The sequence below is a fragment of the uncultured Brachyspira sp. genome (assembly GCF_934747485.1).
In the GTDB taxonomy this organism is placed as follows: Bacteria; Spirochaetota; Brachyspiria; order Brachyspirales; family Brachyspiraceae; genus Brachyspira.
This window is the reverse complement of the sequence record NZ_CAKVGN010000026.1, coordinates 1-18059: the sequence shown is the minus strand read 5'-3', so window position 1 is coordinate 18059 and position 18059 is coordinate 1. Positions and strand designations below refer to the sequence as shown.

Genomic DNA, 18059 nt, shown 5'->3' with positions numbered 1-18059 from the left:
TCTATTAATTTCCAAAATTTTTTATTAATTTATTTTACTATACTTATAGTAATATTATTTTCTTTTGCTATTTTTAATATATTATCTGATTTAGGAGCATCATCTGATATAATTTGGGAAATATTATTCCAAGATAAAGAATTAACCCCTTTATTTATCTCCCATTTTTTTGAACTTAATAGAACAATATTTCTTTTACTCCTTAAAGCAGCAGCCTTTTTTATATCAACTATAGAATGAAAATTTTCTAAACACCCCAACTTCTCAGATATTCCATAGCAACTAAATATAGCAATATCTATAGAATGTTTAAACATTTGCTCTATCGCTATCTGACCAATGAATGATTTATGTATTGTACATACAGTTCCACCTAAACCTATAGTATGCACATTTGGTACAGAACTAAAATATTCTATTGCTAATATACTTGGAGTAATTACAGTTATTCCTGATGTATTTTTTAATAATGGCAATAAATGTGAAACAGTAGATGAATCATCTATAAATATACTTGAAACTTTCAAAACTTCAGAAAATACATAATCAGCTAATTTATTTTTTATATCAAAATCTTCCATTTTTCTACTATCAAAAGGAGTACCAACAAATTCTAAATAATTCTCTTCATCATAATTAGGCAACATTAGTTTGCCGTATTGTCTCTTTATTAACCCTTTTTTATATAATTCTCTAATATCATTTCTTATAGTAATTACAGAAAGCTGAAATTTATTAGCTAAATCATTGATATCCATAATTTTTTCTTTTTGTAAAAGCTCTAAAATTGATTTATGTCTATCTTCTTTCCACATATTATAATTATACTCTACAAATAATAAATAATTTTTTATTATATTAGTATAACTTAAAAATCAAAAAAAAACAATATTATGAGATATGTAATTCTTTTAAATTTTTTAGCAAAAAATTCTTATTTTTTTATATATTTCAATCGTTTTTGTATTATATTTAACATAAACAATAAAAAAGGAGCTAAATATGTCTGAAACGATATCTATTAGAGCTAGAATTCAAGCATTCGGCGGCTTTTTAACAAATATGGTTATGCCGAATATAGGGGCTTTTATAGCTTGGGGTATAGCAACTGCTTTATTTATACCAACAGGATGGCTTCCTAATGAATCTTTAGGAAAATTAGTAGAACCAACTATTAAATATCTACTGCCAGTTCTTTTAGCATATAGCGGAGGTGCTATGATAGCAAATAAAAGAGGTGCTGTTTTGGCAACAATAGGAGCTATAGGACTCATTATTGGATCTTCAATACCTATGTTTTTAGGGGCTATGATAATTGGACCTTTATGCGGTATTATAATAAAAAAGATAGATGAATTTCTAGAAAATAAAATTCCTACTGGTTTTGAAATGGTTATTAATAATTTTGTATTAGGAATTGTAGGTTTTATTATTATGGTATTATCTTATCTAGTTATAGGGCCAATGATTGAAAGTGCAAACAATATAGTCATAAAATTAATAGAGGCATTAGTAAGCACAGGTTTTTTGCCGTTATTATCTATTATTAATGAGCCTGCTAAAGTATTATTTTTAAACAATGTTATAGACCAAGGAATATATTATCCATTAGGTATGCAAGCAGCTTTAGAGGGTGGAAAATCAATATATTTTATGGTAGCTTCTAATCCAGGAACTGGTTTAGGTTTACTTTTAGCATATACAATATTCGGTAATGCTACAGCAAAAAGAACTGCTCCTGGTGCTATCATTATACATTTTTTTGGAGGTATTCATGAATTATATTTCCCTTATGTTTTAATGAAACCTTTTACTATAATTGCAATGATAGCTGGAGGAATTACAGGTACTTTTACATTTCAGCTTTTTAATGTTGGCTTAGTTGCTGGACCTAGCCCTGGATCTATATTTGCATATTTAGCTTTAACTCCTAAAGGAAATTTCATTGGTGTTATTGCGGGTGTATTAAGTGCTGCTGTTGTTTCATTTTTAATAACTTCTTTAATATTAAAATTAGAAAGAAAAAATAATGAAGATGAAGAAGATTTAGAAAAATATCAAGAGATGAGTAAGAATATGAAAGAGGAAGGAAAAATAATTTCATATAATAGGATAGCTTTTTCTTGTGATGCTGGAGTTGGAAGCAGTGCTTTTGGAGCAACTTCATTTAAAAAAAGATTACAACAAAATGGTATAGAAAATATTGAAGTAAAAAATTATAGGATTGAAGATATACCTGAAAACATTAATATAATAGTTGTTCATGAAAATTTAGCTGATAGGGTTAGATTATCTCATAAAAATAAAAAAATCATTGCTATTAAAAACTATTTAAATGATCCTGAAATAGATAATCTATTAAATGTTATAGTAGAAAAAAATAAAAAAGAGGAATAAAAATGAGAGAAATAGAAATATTGCCATCTTTAATATGTGCTGATTTGTTTAATTTAGATAGAGATTTAAAAGAATTAGAAAATATTGGAATAAAAACTTTGCATGTAGATATATTAGATGGACATTTTAGTCCTAGCCTTCCTATAGGATTAGAAATGATTCAAAAAATAAAAGAAAATATAAAAATGGACTTTGATGTTCATATTATGTCTACAAATAATGAATGGTTTATCAACGAGGTTATAAAAATAGGTGCTAAGGCAATTTGTTTTCATTATGAAACTAGTTTACATGTGGATAGATTAATGAATTTGATAAAAAAGGTAGGAATGGAAGTTGGTATTGCATTAAATCCTGCTACTTCATTAAGTACGCTTGATTATATATTAGAATATTGTGATAATATATTATTAATGCTTATAAATCCTGGTTTTGCTGGTGATAAAAATGAAAAACAAGTTCCTTATGCATTGAAAAAAGTTATTGATTTGAGAAATTTGATAGATAAAAATAATTATAAAACTAAAATAATAGTTGATGGAAGAGTATCTATGCAAACTATTGAAGGATTAGTTAAAGCTGGTGCTGATAAGTTGGTTGCTGGAAGTACTAGTTTATTTTTGAAATCAAATTCGTTAGCAGAAAACAAAAAACAAATAGAACAAATAATTAAAGGAATTAATAAATGAATATAGATAAGAACATAGAAATTATTACAAGTGAAATAAGCAATTCATTAAGACAAATGAATATTAATGATATTAATCTTTTGATAGAAATGATAGAAAAAGCTGATAAAGTATTTTTTATAGGTGTAGGCAGAGTATTTTTATCATTACAGGCTATGGCAAAAAGATTAGCACATTTAAATATCAAAACTTATGTTGTAGGACAAATAACAGAGCCTGCAATATCGGCGAATGATTTGCTTATAGTTGGTTCTGGAAGCGGAGAAACATTAATTCCTGTCGCTATAGCAAAAAAAGCAAAAAGTTTTGGAGCAAAAGTTGCTCATATAGGATCTAATCCAAACAGTACTATGAATGAATATTCAGATCTATTTGTTAGAATTCCTGTTACATCTAAAGCAAATTTAGAAGATGAAATAAAATCTAAACAGCCTATGACTAGTTTATTTGAACAATCTCTTTTAATATTAGGAGATGTTATGGCATTATCTATAATAGAAAAAGATAATATAGATATAAAATCATTATGGAAATGTCATGCTAATTTAGAATAATATTTTAAGGAAAATAAAATGAGAGTATTACATTTTGGTGCTGGAAATATAGGAAGAGGTTTAATCGGTTATATTCTTAATAAATCTGGTTATGAGATATATTTTGTTGATGTTAATACAGAAATTATTAATAATATCAATAATGATCATTTTTATTATGTAAAAACTATATCTGGAAATTTGTTTAAAGTTGATAATGTTTATGCTTTAAATAGTAAAACAGATAATGAGAAAATAATTGATTTATTTCTTAATATAGATCTTATAACAACATCAGTAGGTGCCAATAATTTAAAATTTATAGTTCCTATTTTAATAGATGGGATAAAAAATAGAATAGAAAAATTGAATAATAAAAAAATAGATATAATTGCTAATGAAAATATTATTAATGCTAGTTCTATATTAAAAAAAGAATTAGAAAATATTGAGAAAATATATAATTTAGACAAATATGTAGGTTTTGTTAATTCTGCCATAGATAGGCAATCTTTATCTACTATATATGAAAATAAAAATATTCCTTTAGTTGAAGATTATTATGAGTGGATAATTAATAAGAATGAAATTATTAATGAAAGTACTTTCAATATAAAGGATGCTATTTATGTAGATAATATGGATTATTATATTGAAAGAAAATTATATTGTGTAAACTCAAGTCATGCGGCAACTGCATATATGGGATATTTATATAATTTGAGATATATGAAAGATGCTTTTGATATTGATGAAATCTTAGAATTTAGAAAAAATTTTTTTGATGAAATAGCACAATATTTTATTATAAAGTATAACGCTAATATGGAAGAATTAAATAAATATTTTGAGAAAGTTACTATTAGACATTCAAATAAAAATATAAAAGATGAAATAGCTAGAGTTGGAAGAGATCCTATAAGAAAATTAGGACTTAATGAAAGATTTGTAGCTCCTTATGTTAAACTGTTTGAATTAGATAAAGCAAATAAATATTTTGCTAGAGCTATAGCCGCTGCTTTTTGTTTTTATAATGAAGATGATAATGATAGTAAATTAATTAGAGAAGATATAAAGACAATAGGTATTACTGATTCTATAAAAAAATATACACAATTAAATGATAAAAATATGATTAAACCTATAATGCATGAATTTGAATATTTGATTAATAAATTTAATATATCTATTTAATAGTATGATTTAAAGCCTAGCAGAAAAAAATAATGCTAGGCTTTAAATTTATTTAAATTAATAAAATTATTTATATCTTCTATCTTACTTTCTACATCATTTTTATATTTTATAACAAAAGCATTGTCTTTGGCACTTCCTCTTATAGCTTTAAAATCTTCTTCCATCACAGATTTATCATCTATACCGCAGCTAACCATTTTTGCCAAATCATATTCCTTTTTTACATCTCTATAAAATATCTCATATGAAGTAGTAAGAAGCGATAAATGTTCTTTAAGCATTTTTAATATAATATCTATATTAATAGTATTTATATTGTATCTTTTTTTAATAACATTAATAACCCAAGATTTTTCATCTGCATTATAATCATTATAAAGTTTTTCAAAAGGTTTTACTAAATCTTGAACATTGTTAATATTATTATTTTCTATATCTAATATAACATTATCTAATTTCTCTTTTGCACATATAAGTCCGCCAATATCAACCCAAGTGTCATAAAATTTATTTGTATCATTAAAAATATCATTTAAGTTGTCTGAGTTTTTTATGTATTCAAGCAGTTTATTATGCAAATATAAATCTATTGCAATAGAATATCTATTTGAATATTTATTTAATGATGATGTTTTTATAATCATATTTTTATATTTTACATATTCCACTTCATCATTAACAATCTCTTTTTTTATATTATTTAATATCTCTTCTGCTTTAATCATTTTTGTAACAGTATAAGGGCTAAAAACATCAAATATAATAAAATCTTTTTTATCCCCTATTCTTCTATCTCTATCTCTCCATTTATTTTCATCTCTGGAAAGCCCAACACCAAATAAATTTAAAGCAGGAATAAGTCTTGTCTGATGATAACCATGTTCTGTGATATATGAAAAAGGAAAATCAGAAGCATCAATATTGTCATAATGAGAACCAATAACAGTAGAAAAAGCACCAATATGAGAAGGCCATAATATATATGAATTACTTCCAGTCTTGCAGCCTCTCTCCATAAATCCATGATGATAAGGACCTAATTTATACATATGATTGCTTTGATTTGTAGCACTTCCTGCATTGAAAAAAGAAAAATGACTGGCTATCAAAAGTGTTGCTTTGTGATGGGTAACTGTATATGGACCAGCAAATATGGAAAACATCTCTCCGTGCTCTCCTTCACAGTTAGCAAAAAGCAAAGAGTCCTCACAAGAAAATTGTCTTCCTAATTTAACACCCTCTCCAATAAATGATTTTTTTATAACTGTACCATCAACTATATGTGCCCCCTTTAATACAATAGAATCTTTTAATATTACAGATGTACCTATATATGACGGGCATTCTTTCGTACTTATTATCGTAGTATTGTTTATTTCATCTGTGTTTTCTATTGTAGAATAAGGGTCTATAAGAGAATTTTTAATTATTCTTGCATTAATTATCTGAGCATATTTTTTTATTTTTCCCAATTTCTTAGTTTTAGTTTTAGCATAATCTTCTATTATTTTGTTTATATTATCACGCATTAATTTTTTATGTCTATACATCGCAACTATATATGCTATATGTGAGTTTAATCTATAAAATATTTTTACGCTTCTTCCATCTCCTTCCATAATTGGAGAAGTCTCTACTCCATTTCCAAAACTACTCTCCCCCTCCATATATATAGCCCCAGCATTCTCTATTATAACTCCATTTTGTATTTTATAATTGGCAATGAATCTTCCTATATTATTTATATAAACATTACCATTGATAAATACATCTATCAAAGTAGCTCTATTTATTGATGCATGTACTTTTAAATTATTATGATATCTCACGCTGCCATTAAGCTCATTAATCTTTATTTTCCCATGAAAAGTAACATCTTTTATTCTACTTAAATCAACATTCTTTATTAATATTTTATCCCAGCTTTGAGAAATGCATCCTTGACTTTTTAAAAAATCAATTTCATTTTCTTTTAATTTTCTAAACTCTTTATCTTCTTTAATAAAACAATAACTCATGATTATATCCTTATCTTAAAAAAACATAATTTTCTATTTATCTAAAAAAATGAAAAATTATAATTATTATATATTATATATTAATTTAAAACAATTGTAAATATTATGTTTACTAATATTTTCCCCCACCCTATTAGACTTTTTGCATTGTTAAAAAATATTACTTTCTTTTTTTATAATGCTAAACTAAAAAAGCACGCCCGCCCAAGTTGTTATTAAACTATAAATTTACTTTCCGCACGTTTAATAAAATAATAAATATAACTAAAATTCTATTTTCAATTAATTTATATTTTACTATTTATTTTAGCGTGCGGTATATAAAACATATAACAATTTTTTTATTCAACAGCAAAATTTCAATATCGTACTTTATATTCAATATAAAAATATAATAAAACTCCTTGACAATACTATATCTTTTATATATCATTGCTTATTAAATGTTTTATCTAACACAAATATTATTTAATCGTATACATAAAAAGGAATCGGAATAATGAAATCAGTAAAAAGCGAAATAAAATATCCTATTATATTTATAATACTTTCTATACTTTTTTTTGCAAGCAATCTAACATTTTCTTATATTCAAATGGGAGATGTTATTCTTTGGGACATAAAGAATATTAAAGATGCTGTATTAAATGGGCATTTATATTTTTGGAATAATGCCTATTTTACAATATCAGCACCTGCTACAGTTCCTATACACCCAAAATCTTTATTAATGACTATTCTGCCATATAAAATATATCCTCAAGTTACAATCATATTTCATATAGCTGTAATGGGTTATGGATTATTTTTATTTTTAAGAGAAAAAAAATTATCAACAAATGCTTCTATGTTTGGTGCAATTGCTTTAATGTTTTCTAATGCAATATTTACTCTCATACTTCCCGGACATTTAGGTAAATTTGAAACTTATTGTTATTTTCCTTTGGTTTTATATTTCTTATCAAAAGCAATGAATAGTGAGAAATGGAGAGATTTCTTTTTTACCGGTGCTTTTTTAGGCATTGCATTTTTGGGAGGGGCTTTAGATGTTGCAATGTATTTTGCTTTATTTCTTTCTTGTTATTTTTTATATTTATTATACAGCAAAAAAAATAATCTTAAATTAATAGACTTCATAAAAACTAATATTAAAAAAATTATATTACTATGTATAAAGTTTGCATTGGTTGCAGTATTTTCTTTTTTAATGTCTATACAAGTTATAATGGTTACAAAAAACACACAAGACATGGGAGCTGCCGGAGTAGAAAACAAACAAGACTTATGGAATTGGGCTACAAGATGGTCTTATCCGCCAGAAGAAGTATTAGGATTTTTTGTACCCGGACTTTTTGGGTATTATTCTGGAAGCGAAACTCATCCATACTGGGGAAGAATAGCCAATATGAATGGAGAGCCAAAAACTTCAAACTTCTCTCTAACGGCTGTAAACATTGGATATATAACTTTCTTATTTATAATATTTGCAATATTCATAAGCAAGAAAAAATATAGTGAAAAATATTTTTGGATAGGTGCTGCTTTATTCTTTTTAATAGCAAGCTTTGGAAGATATTTGCCTATCATATACGGAGCATTATTTCAAATACCAATATTTAGAGATGCAAGAAACCCCAATAAATTTATAGAAATTATACCTATACCATTTGCAATACTTTCAGCATTTGCTGCAGATTATATATTCAAAGCAATAGAAGCAAAAAAAGAAGATAAACTGCTTAAATACTTAGAAGATGAATATAGAGGCATAAGTATAGCACAAAAAATAATGTATGCTATATTAATGTTATCTCTTGTATTTGCTGTTATCAGTATACTACTAAATGGTTTGATACAAAATGCATTCCTCACTGACTGGCAAGATAAATCCATATTAATAGCAAAAAATATATCAATGTCTTTTATAAGACTGCTTCTAATATCATCTACAGTAACTCTTTTAATGATTAATTCTATTTCTCTAAAAGAGATAACATTAAAAGATAAATATTTATTGGTAGTTCCTTTAATAATATTTATTTTACTTTCAGTTTATGATACAGGTAATATAAGTATATTAATAATAGGCACAATAATAAGTTTTTTATATATAATCATAGCAAACAAAGAAAAATTATATTATAAATATTTACCATATGCTTTTATGGCTATACTATTTTTGGACTTAATGCAAACAGCAAATATATTTATAGTAAAATCAAATATAGATAAAATGTATGAAGGCACTCCAATTACAGAGCATATACTAAAACAAGAAGGAAATGAAACAACAATGCCAATACTCATTCCTTATCTATATAGATACACAACTCACACAATGCCATATTATAACATACCGCTAACAGAACCTCCGGCAGCAAGCAGATTAAGCAAAGAAATAACAGATATGTTTTCTGCATTTAGAATTAATGATTATGTAGGATATGAACCAAGATTAATGGATTTGCTTGGAGTAAGATATATATTAAGCCCTACATATTTAGATAACTCTGTAATTGCAAATGATATAACAAAAATAACAGAGTATCAGGATTCTTTCTCTGCTGCTGTATTGTATGAACTTAATGGATATAGAAATAAATATGAGTTTGTAAATAGTGTATATAATGCTAAAGATTTTAATGATGGTCTTGGCAGAATGAGAATACCTAATTTTAATTTGGCAAAAGAGGCTATTATAACAGACAATACTAATAATATAGTTTTGAATGTTGGCAACTCTATAAACAAAGTAGAAATGCTTGAATACAGCAACAACAAAGTAGTATTTAATGTGCAAACTCCTGATGCGGGTGTTTTAGTATTAAAAGAGAGATATAGCCCAGATTGGATTGTAAGCATTAATGGAGAGAAAAAAGAATTGCTTAAGGTTAATTTGTTATTTAGAGGGGTGTATGTTGAAGCTGGAGATAACAATATTGTATTTGAGTTTAACCCTACAATGAAATATGCATATATTACAATAATTTGTTGGATAGCGTTAATAATAGTTACTATAATAACTATAATATTTAATAAGAAAAATATTGTAAATGAAAAATAAACTTATAAAATATAAAATCACACTATTTATAATGGCTTCATTATTTTTATTTTGCTTTATAATGATGAATTATATTAATATCAATAATATAATAAGATATAAAAGAGGATATATTATAAAAGTTAAAGCGAATATTGAAAATGCAAGCTATTATGAATATGGGCTTATAAAAAAGAAATATCCATATTTGGTTTACAGCTTTATTTATGATAATAAAAAAATTACTATAAGCAATATGCTAAGCGGAAATTCTTTTACAAATAAAAAAATTATATCAATATATTATGATAAAATAAATAATAGAGAAGTTATATTGCCAACTATAAAAAGTTTTATACTGCCTTTTATTTTATTTATCTTAGGAGTGGTTATTATAGTATATGCTATAAAGTTAGATAGAATATACTAAGATTTAATTACTAACAACTATTTGCAAAAAGAGAAAAAAAATAATAAAATACTATAATTAATATAATATATTAGCAGGTGTTTATGAAAAAGAAGATTATTATCTTTGCTATACTTTTTGAATTAATCATTATAATAATGACTTCAGGTTTAGGAGCACAGGGAAAAGCGGAAATACCGGATATTGTATCAAAAAATAAAATAAATTACGGCAGTGCATTAAAACTATATAACGACAAACAATATAAAAAGGCATACACACAATTTACAAATATAATGAATAACAGCAATGATTTATTAATAAGGGATTATGCTATATATTATGGAGCAAAGAGTGCTTTAAATACTAATATGTATGATGAAGCAATAGAGTTATATTCTAAACTCATGGAAGAATATCCGAGGTCATCATTATACCCTTTTGCCGAGCAGTATAAGGCATTGGCTGAGTTCTACAAAGATGATTATCCTATAAGTAATTTTTTTAATGGAAATAAACAAAAATGGATAAAAGAATTTGTAGGCTTAAAAGCAATGAGAGAAACTGATGATACTAATAAAGCCAAATTAATAGCATTAGAATTAACTAAGAAATATATAAATAGAGAAGCTTTAATATATTTAAATAATAATTTTGAAGAAGAGATATATAAGTTTAATAATGATATAAAATATAAATCAGCAGTAGAGTTATATGATGCTGGGTATAGAACTGCTGCTTTAAAATATTTTGATAATCTTATAGAGCTCAATGCTTATAAAAATAATTCAATATATTATAAAGCAAGGATAAACCAATTAGCAGGAAACAGAGAAAGTGCTTCTACATTGTTTAATGAATATCTTGCTAATACTAATAATAAAGAATATAGAAAATTAGCAATTTACTGGAATGCTAATAATTATGAAAAGCTAAAGAATTATACTAAGGCAAGAGAGTTATATAATACTTTTTTAAGAAATTATCCAAAAGATAGTTATGTGCCAAGAATTTATAATAGTTTTATTAATACAAGCCTAAACAGCAATAATCTGCCAGAGGCTAAAAAATATTTAACAAACACACTAAAAAATTTCCATAACAATAGATATACAGAACTTTCATTAAAGAGTTATTTGAGAAAGGCATTAAAATTAAAAAATAAAACAGAAACCTATTATGCCATTAGTGAATTAGATAAAATATATCCAAAATACAGACATGACTTTGTATTGTCGTGGTATATGTGGGCTGCAGAAGAATTGGGTGATACTGAAATAAGAGATAAGTATATAATGAAAAGCCTGCTTGAAAGTAAAAACCCTTTTTATGTAAAAGGGGCTTTGAGTTTAGCAACTCCCGAAATGATAGATTATGTTTCTCAAAGCAATACTTATTATTTAAACGAAGCAAAAAAATATTATGCTGATTCTAATTATACTAAAACTATGCAGATGCTTGATAAAATGCAGTTTATAGATTATATAGTAACAAAAAAAGAAGATAATTTGGTAAAAGAAGCAAGAGCAATAGCTAAAGAAATATTCATGCAAAATAAGTTTGTTCAAGACTTCTATTCTAATAAAAAAGAAAATGAAATATTTAATGAATTATCTTTGCAGACAAGACAGGAAGTAAATAAGCCTATATTATTATATTATTATGGGGATATGGATAATGCATACAGGGAGTTTAATGGTATTTATCAAAAAACGCAGGTAACTTATCCTTTATTTTATTATGCTGAAAAAATATATAAGTCATCACTAAACACAAAAAGATTTATGCAGATTTGTGCCAATATAGGAAAGTATTTTGGATATAATTATTATGATAATGTGGATTTGCTTCCAGATGAGTTTAGAAAATATGTTTATCCAAGGTATTTTGATGAATATGTTGTGCCTGAAGCGAAATATTATAAAATAGAGCCAAATTTTGTATATTCTATAATGAGAGAAGAGAGTTTATTTGATGTAAAAGCAAGGTCTTATGTTGGAGCAATGGGGCTTATGCAATTAATGCCCACAACTGCTGCTGCTGAAAATAAAAAATCAAGATACAGATATAACCCTCTAAACCTAACAGATGCCAAACAAAATATTAATATTGGTATATCTCATTTAAGCTGGTTATTTCAAAGTCAAAATGCAAGTAATTATGTATTGGTTGCCGCTAGTTATAATGCTGGTTCTGGAAGGGGAAACAGATGGAAAAGAGAATACGGCACAAACAATATGTATCGTACAGCAAGGTTTATAGATATAGAAGAGACAGAGTTTTATGTTGAGAGAGTAATGAAAAGTTATGAGTATTACAGCAGATATTATCAGAAATAATTAATACTTACTTTATACTATCTTTATAATATTTAAGCCCCTTATATGGTGCTCTTAATTCATAATTTATAATATTATTGTACCAATCAATATAATCAAAGTTTTTAACTTCAGACATAATAGAATGTTTTTCTTCTGTATGTATATCGTATTTATTAAACATCATAGCAACAGTTTGAAGCATATAATAAGAAAATATATCATTTAAAGTTTTGCTGTCAATTTTCACAACACCTCTTTGTGATGCAAAAAGTTTATTATTAGAAAGAAAAGGATAAGTGCTAATTACAGCTAAAGATTTTGTGTTTTCAATATTTTCATTTTCAAGCACTAACCTATCAATAAAACCGCCTTCAGATATAGCTTTGGCATCAGCACCTTTATAGTTTGCTGTTATAGGAATATTTATTATTATAATATGAGAATCTATTTTAGAGTCTTTTAAATCACTTCCTATCACTCTCCAATATTGTGCCGTATACATGGCTACAATATCATCTCTTAATAATTTTTTTCTATCTTGTAAAGGAGTGCTCCATAATGTTAGTATATTCTGCTTAAAAGTTGGTGCTATGTTCGAGGCTAATTCTTCTAATGAAGTTGCGGAACTGTTATAATTAAATAAAGTTTTTAAACTGCTGTAAGTTTCATTAGAGAGAGAATAATAAAGAATATTTTTTGCTAAAACATCATTACTTGTTTTTTTTATATCTATATAATCTCTTTTAAATAGTTCAATATTATTATTTAAAAGTTTTCTATTATTCTTATAAAAATCTTCAGCACTAATTCCTTCTTTTAATACATATCTTATTTTATAGCCTAATATATTATAAGTTAATAATGGAAGTTTTGAATTAAAAATATAAAAAAAATCAGATGGATTTAAAGATACTATACTATTATCTTTAACATAAGTAATATTTACAATATATTCTTTATTTTTATTTAAAGGCTTTATAGTTTTATTGCAAGAGAAAAGTATGAATATTAGTGTAAGCAAAAATATTTTTTTCATAAATTAAAATCACTCATACATAGAACCGCTGACACCATATGCTTCTATTTTTTCTGTATCTATATAATATCTAATTTCTCTTCCTCTAACAATGCTTTTTTCTTGTGATAGATAAGGGTTTTCTCCCCATAACCTTAAATATTTAGCTTTATCAAAATATGTAGCCCAAGCACTTTTAGAGTTCATATCTTTCATTTCAACATGCACATTTCCATTAGCCCTTAACTTTTCATCATCATTAAATATCTGCATAGTAACCGAAGTTATTTTCATACTTCTCTTTTCTAAATAAGCATGCGGAGCTCCGCTGACAGTAGCAACTTTAGTATCTGGGTCAAGATGAAGTAAATCCCCTTCTAATGAAATACTCTCATCATAGTCTACCATAACAACATCATTATGAAATATAATATCTCTAAACTTCTCATCTCTTTTATATTCTATCCACTCACCAAAAGATATTATTCCCCTGTCTGGTATTCTCACCGAAGGCTCTTGATACATATATATATGCTCATTATCCATATCATATATAATGTAGCCTCCTCTAAGTATCATATTCTCTTCAAAGAAATAAGCATTAACATTACCATAAGCATACAAATATCTATTAGTCTGATTAGCCCCAGCCTTCTCATCTAAAAAAAGCCTGTCTGCTGTTACAATATTATAATTGCTAACCTTGCTGTTTTTATTTTCATTGGTATCATCACCTTGAACATAATCATTAGTTTGAAGTATATATATTTTACTTCTTCCCATCACATTGGCAGTAGATGTCTTTGCATTATACTCTAATATCTCCCCTTCTATTCTATCGCTGCCTTGATAAAGTCTTGGATTTCCTTTCAATATAGAAATTTGCGTATCCATATCATAAATTAATTCATCAGAATATCCATCTGTTCTTCTATCGTTTTCTTTATCTATATGGGTGAGATGAACATTGCTTATTGCTTTTGCCACAGGTGTATTAAAATCCCTCTCCATGAGAGTGCTTTTTATAGTCATATTATTTGTAGAAGAGCGAAGAATTGGATTATTTCTAACATAAGCATATCTAGTTTTAGCATTATAACTTGCATATCCTGCATCTATTGTAGAGCCATTAGTTTTACTTAAAAGCCTCACCTTACCTGTAAATGTGGCTAGTTCTGTTTCTTTATAGAAAGTCATTTTATAGCTTGTTATTAAAGCTGATTTATCTTCTAATCTTGAATTGCCTGTATATTGAAAAACTTGATTTTTATTGTCATATGTAAATTTATCAGCACTTCTTTGAGATTGCGGTATTAATGGCGATATTAAAACCAATAAAATTATAAATGAATAAAAAACTTTACTCTTCAGCAATTTGCACTCCTATAGCATCACCCTCATCTTTTTCATTATATACAGTTATATTTTCCATAGATAAATCCCCTTCCATACTGCTTCCTGTAAGCCAGCTTCCATCTTCCTGCTCTACTCTAATTGGTACAGGGCTTTTGAAATGTCTCTTTTCATGATCATATTGAACATATTCTGTATATAGAGTGCTGTTATTAGAAGATTTTGCTACAACATTAGTAAATATTTCTGTATACAAAGTATTTTTATTTATTTTAGCAAACTCTCCTGATACTTTAGCAGCAATAGTGCCATCAGCATCATAAGTATAATTACGTGAGTCATATAATTCTATTAAAGCTCTACTGTCATAAAACTTAGCATTAGTTGCAAACATATCCATTTGTTTAAAATTTGTAATATAACTTTCTCTCCTAAACCCATAAAATTCCATCTCAGGAGGACGTTCAAAATCATCAGGAGTATTATCTTGCCCTATCTTACTAAAATCTGTGCAAGAGATTAAAGAAAATATTATTATATTAAAAAGAAGAAAAATCTTTAATAATTCTTTCATAATCCCCCCTTGCTTTTAACAGCATATCTATGGCAAGCCTTACAGCACCATTTCCGCCTTTTTTATCTAATACTATATTAGCAATTTTTTTCACTTCGTCAATAGCATTCTTTGGTGCAAAAGAGAACCCCACATATTTTATTGGTGCTAAATCTATAACATCATCACCCATATAGGCAACTTCATCATTTTTTAAACCATATTTTTCTATTAATGTCAAAAGAGCAGGAATCTTATATTCTTCACCCTGTATTAAATCTTCAAAGCCATGTATTTTAAACTTATCAAATCTGTTTTTCACACAAGCAGCCTTACTTCCAGTAATAATAGCAATTTTCACCCCAGCTTTTAATGCCATTACTATTCCCATACCATCTAAAGTATTGAAGAACTTAGTTTCTATTCCATTATCATCAAATATAAGTTTTCCGTCAGTCATAACACCGTCTACATCAAAGACAAACAACTTGATTTTTTTAAGTTTTTTAAGATTAAGATAGTAGGAAAAAAAAAGCTTTAAATTCATGATTATTAATGTAATTGGGGCTTACAGGACTCGAACCTGCCCACCCGGTTTAGGAAACCAGTGCTCTATCCTGATGAGCTAAAGCCCCTTGTTTAAGGAAGCTAAAACTAAATCGGAGAGTGTGGGACTCGAACCCACATGGGTGTTAGCCCGGCGGTTTTCAAGACCGCTGCTCTACCAATTGAACGAACTCTCCAAAAATTAAATATGTCATGTATTATACCATATAAAAAATAAATTTCAAGTTTTTATTACAAAAAATTTAGCAGATCTACACCCCATTCCAAGAAGCAGCATCAGCTTGATAAGCCCACTGATAAGAATCATTAGCCCCTATTAAAACTTTTACTAAACCAGTATTATTATAAAATACATAAAGCCCATTAACTAAATACGGAGCATTATCATCAAAACCATTCATATTAGTAACAACAACCACACTATTGAAATTAGTCTGATACCCAAAATATTGAACCTTCCAAGGAGCGGAGGCATTAATCATATTACCATTTCTTACAGCAACAGTCCCAGCTCCTGTAACATTAATAGAATCTCCTGTAATATTCCCTGTTCCCTCCGGCCTCGGTATCACTGGAACTACTGTACTAATCTTTGTCTCAATATATTTTTCTTCTATAAGTTCATTTGTGCCGTATGCTGTTACTGTTATAAAATATTTTGTGCCGTTTTGAAAACTGTAATTTGGTATTTCCATAATAAAATTTGTACGAGTGTGGTTTGTACCTTTTATAGTTGGAAGTGCCTGTGTTGAAGCATCTAATATAGCATCATCTATCTGAATTATATCTTCTGAAGTTTTGGCATATAAATTAAATCCTGCAAAATCTGATGCCAATATTCCTGACCAAAACTCTATACTAACCTTACTATCACCCGGTATGGCTTTTATTTCATAAGGCATATTATATTCATCTATTATAGTAACAAGCTCTTCAGCACAGGAACTAAAAAATATACTAAATACAATAAGTAAAAATATTTTCTTCATCTCTAATAACTCAATATGTCGGCACTAATCTGATAACAATAATCTGCCACTATACTATTATTGCCGTTAATACTCCTTACAAATATTTTCCCATAATAATTGCCATTATTTTTATTTATTTTTATTAAATATAATCTGCCCGCAATAACTTCTAAACTTTCTGTAGTATATCCTTCAGTTGGAGGAACCACAACATCATAAAGAGAGCTGCCGCCAACTCGCTGCAAAGACCATGTTTCGTTTGCTGCTTGAGGGTTAGAAAAATAAAGCTTATTATCTGCAGTATTCAATGTTAATTGTGCCAAATTACCTCCCTCAAGAGATATGCTACTATTAACAGCTATAGTTTGATTTGATACTTCCGGCCTTGGTGTTGCCATCTTTACATAATTGTCATAATAATAATAACTCTCATTTTGAGGCGTTATTTGATAAGAACTCACCCAAACATATATAGGTATGCCGTTTTTTATATCATTCTCTGGAAGAAGAGAGATTTCTGTAACGTTACTTCCTGTATAATAAATATTTTTCTCTATCGTAAAAGTAAATGTTTGCAAAGTTGTGCTTCTTGTAGTTACTATAGTAGGAATTGTCTTTTGCTGACTATAAACTCTATATATCCTCGGATTAACGCTGTCTCCAAAATATATATTATAACCACTAAATGATGGTTCATTATTTTGTGCCTGAAACTCTACTACTATTTTTTTATCCATTGGTGTAATCTTTGTTATAAATGGCTGATTCATCTCTTGTGTAATACTATTAATATCTGGAAGTCCGCAAGAAATAAAACTAATGAGAAACAAAATATACACAATAATTTTAAAAAAACAATTCATATACTAATTGTATAATTAATATAAAATAATATCAATATAAAACTAAAAAACAACTTGCACAGGAGCCAGACATATTGCAGTTAGGAATTCCTTAATTTCTTAAAGTATAGCATAGGTGTATCATAATTTA

15 protein-coding genes and 2 tRNA genes are annotated in these 18059 nt (G+C 27.1%); 7 read left to right on the top strand and 10 right to left on the bottom strand.

The genetic code is table 11. The features are described from left to right. Positions 1 to 29 precede the first annotated feature (29 nt). Positions 30 to 815, bottom strand: a complete 786-nt coding sequence (locus Q0H31_RS06365; RefSeq protein ID WP_295296474.1) for a DeoR/GlpR family DNA-binding transcription regulator — start codon at positions 813 to 815, stop codon at positions 30 to 32. A gap of 187 nt (positions 816 to 1002) precedes the next feature. Here Q0H31_RS06365 and Q0H31_RS06360 point away from each other — a divergent pair, with 187 nt between their 5' ends. Genes Q0H31_RS06360 through Q0H31_RS06345 form a run of 4 tightly spaced genes read left to right on the top strand, consistent with a single transcriptional unit; the run spans position 1003 to position 4813 of the window. After that, a complete protein-coding gene (locus Q0H31_RS06360) occupies positions 1003 to 2397 on the top strand; it encodes a PTS mannitol transporter subunit IICB (protein ID WP_295296472.1) in 1395 nt (464 codons plus the stop codon). Positions 2398 to 2399: 2 nt separating this feature from the next. After that, on the top strand, positions 2400 to 3086 hold the full coding sequence (locus Q0H31_RS06355) for a ribulose-phosphate 3-epimerase (protein WP_295296469.1): 687 nt from the start codon (positions 2400 to 2402) through the stop codon (positions 3084 to 3086). Next, complete coding sequence (gene hxlB / locus Q0H31_RS06350; RefSeq protein WP_295296467.1) at positions 3083 to 3640, top strand: 6-phospho-3-hexuloisomerase; 558 nt, start codon at positions 3083 to 3085, stop codon at positions 3638 to 3640. The genes Q0H31_RS06355 and hxlB overlap by 4 nt, the downstream gene beginning before the upstream one ends. Positions 3641 to 3658: 18 nt before the next feature. Then, complete coding sequence (locus Q0H31_RS06345; protein ID WP_295296465.1) at positions 3659 to 4813, top strand: hypothetical protein; 1155 nt, start codon at positions 3659 to 3661, stop codon at positions 4811 to 4813. Positions 4814 to 4848: 35 nt separating this feature from the next. Here the strand turns inward: Q0H31_RS06345 and Q0H31_RS06340 are convergent, their stop codons facing one another. Next, positions 4849 to 6834 carry a DUF4954 family protein gene (locus tag Q0H31_RS06340; protein WP_295296464.1) on the bottom strand — a complete coding sequence of 662 codons (1986 nt, stop codon included), beginning with the start codon at positions 6832 to 6834 and terminating at the stop codon, positions 4849 to 4851. Between the two features lie 499 nt (positions 6835 to 7333). On the opposite strand from Q0H31_RS06340, the gene Q0H31_RS06335 reads away from it, so the two are divergent. The 3 genes from Q0H31_RS06335 to Q0H31_RS06325 all read left to right on the top strand — a co-directional run bounded on the left by Q0H31_RS06335 (position 7334) and on the right by Q0H31_RS06325 (position 12625). Beyond that, a complete protein-coding gene (locus Q0H31_RS06335) occupies positions 7334 to 9898 on the top strand; it encodes a YfhO family protein (RefSeq protein ID WP_295296461.1) in 2565 nt (854 codons plus the stop codon). Next, complete coding sequence (locus Q0H31_RS06330) at positions 9888 to 10307, top strand: hypothetical protein (RefSeq protein ID WP_295296459.1); 420 nt, start codon at positions 9888 to 9890, stop codon at positions 10305 to 10307. The genes Q0H31_RS06335 and Q0H31_RS06330 overlap by 11 nt, the downstream gene beginning before the upstream one ends. Positions 10308 to 10390: 83 nt before the next feature. Then, complete coding sequence (locus Q0H31_RS06325; protein WP_295296457.1) at positions 10391 to 12625, top strand: transglycosylase SLT domain-containing protein; 2235 nt, start codon at positions 10391 to 10393, stop codon at positions 12623 to 12625. Positions 12626 to 12632: 7 nt separating this feature from the next. Here the strand turns inward: Q0H31_RS06325 and Q0H31_RS06320 are convergent, their stop codons facing one another. From Q0H31_RS06320 to Q0H31_RS06285, 8 genes are all read right to left on the bottom strand, one after another. Next, positions 12633 to 13643, bottom strand: a complete 1011-nt coding sequence (locus tag Q0H31_RS06320; protein ID WP_295296455.1) for a hypothetical protein — start codon at positions 13641 to 13643, stop codon at positions 12633 to 12635. Positions 13644 to 13652: 9 nt separating this feature from the next. Continuing rightward, positions 13653 to 14936: an LptA/OstA family protein gene (locus tag Q0H31_RS06315; RefSeq protein WP_295296508.1), complete on the bottom strand. Its 1284-nt coding sequence runs from the start codon at positions 14934 to 14936 to the stop codon at positions 13653 to 13655. 46 nt (positions 14937 to 14982) lie between these two features. Then, positions 14983 to 15549: an LPS export ABC transporter periplasmic protein LptC gene (gene lptC / locus Q0H31_RS06310; protein WP_295296453.1), complete on the bottom strand. Its 567-nt coding sequence runs from the start codon at positions 15547 to 15549 to the stop codon at positions 14983 to 14985. Beyond that, entirely contained in the window at positions 15515 to 16015 is a 501-nt protein-coding gene (locus Q0H31_RS06305) for an HAD hydrolase family protein (RefSeq protein ID WP_366938214.1), read from the bottom strand. Before Q0H31_RS06305 ends, lptC begins: the two co-directional genes overlap by 35 nt. Before the next feature lie 75 nt (positions 16016 to 16090). Then, positions 16091 to 16163: transfer RNA gene (locus tag Q0H31_RS06300), tRNA-Arg, on the bottom strand. A gap of 25 nt (positions 16164 to 16188) precedes the next feature. Continuing rightward, positions 16189 to 16271: transfer RNA gene (locus Q0H31_RS06295), tRNA-Ser, on the bottom strand. A 75-nt stretch (positions 16272 to 16346) separates the two neighbouring features. Next, entirely contained in the window at positions 16347 to 17084 is a 738-nt protein-coding gene (locus tag Q0H31_RS06290; RefSeq protein ID WP_295296450.1) for a hypothetical protein, read from the bottom strand. A gap of 2 nt (positions 17085 to 17086) precedes the next feature. Then, complete coding sequence (locus Q0H31_RS06285; RefSeq protein ID WP_295296448.1) at positions 17087 to 17929, bottom strand: hypothetical protein; 843 nt, start codon at positions 17927 to 17929, stop codon at positions 17087 to 17089. Positions 17930 to 18059: the final 130 nt, after the last annotated feature.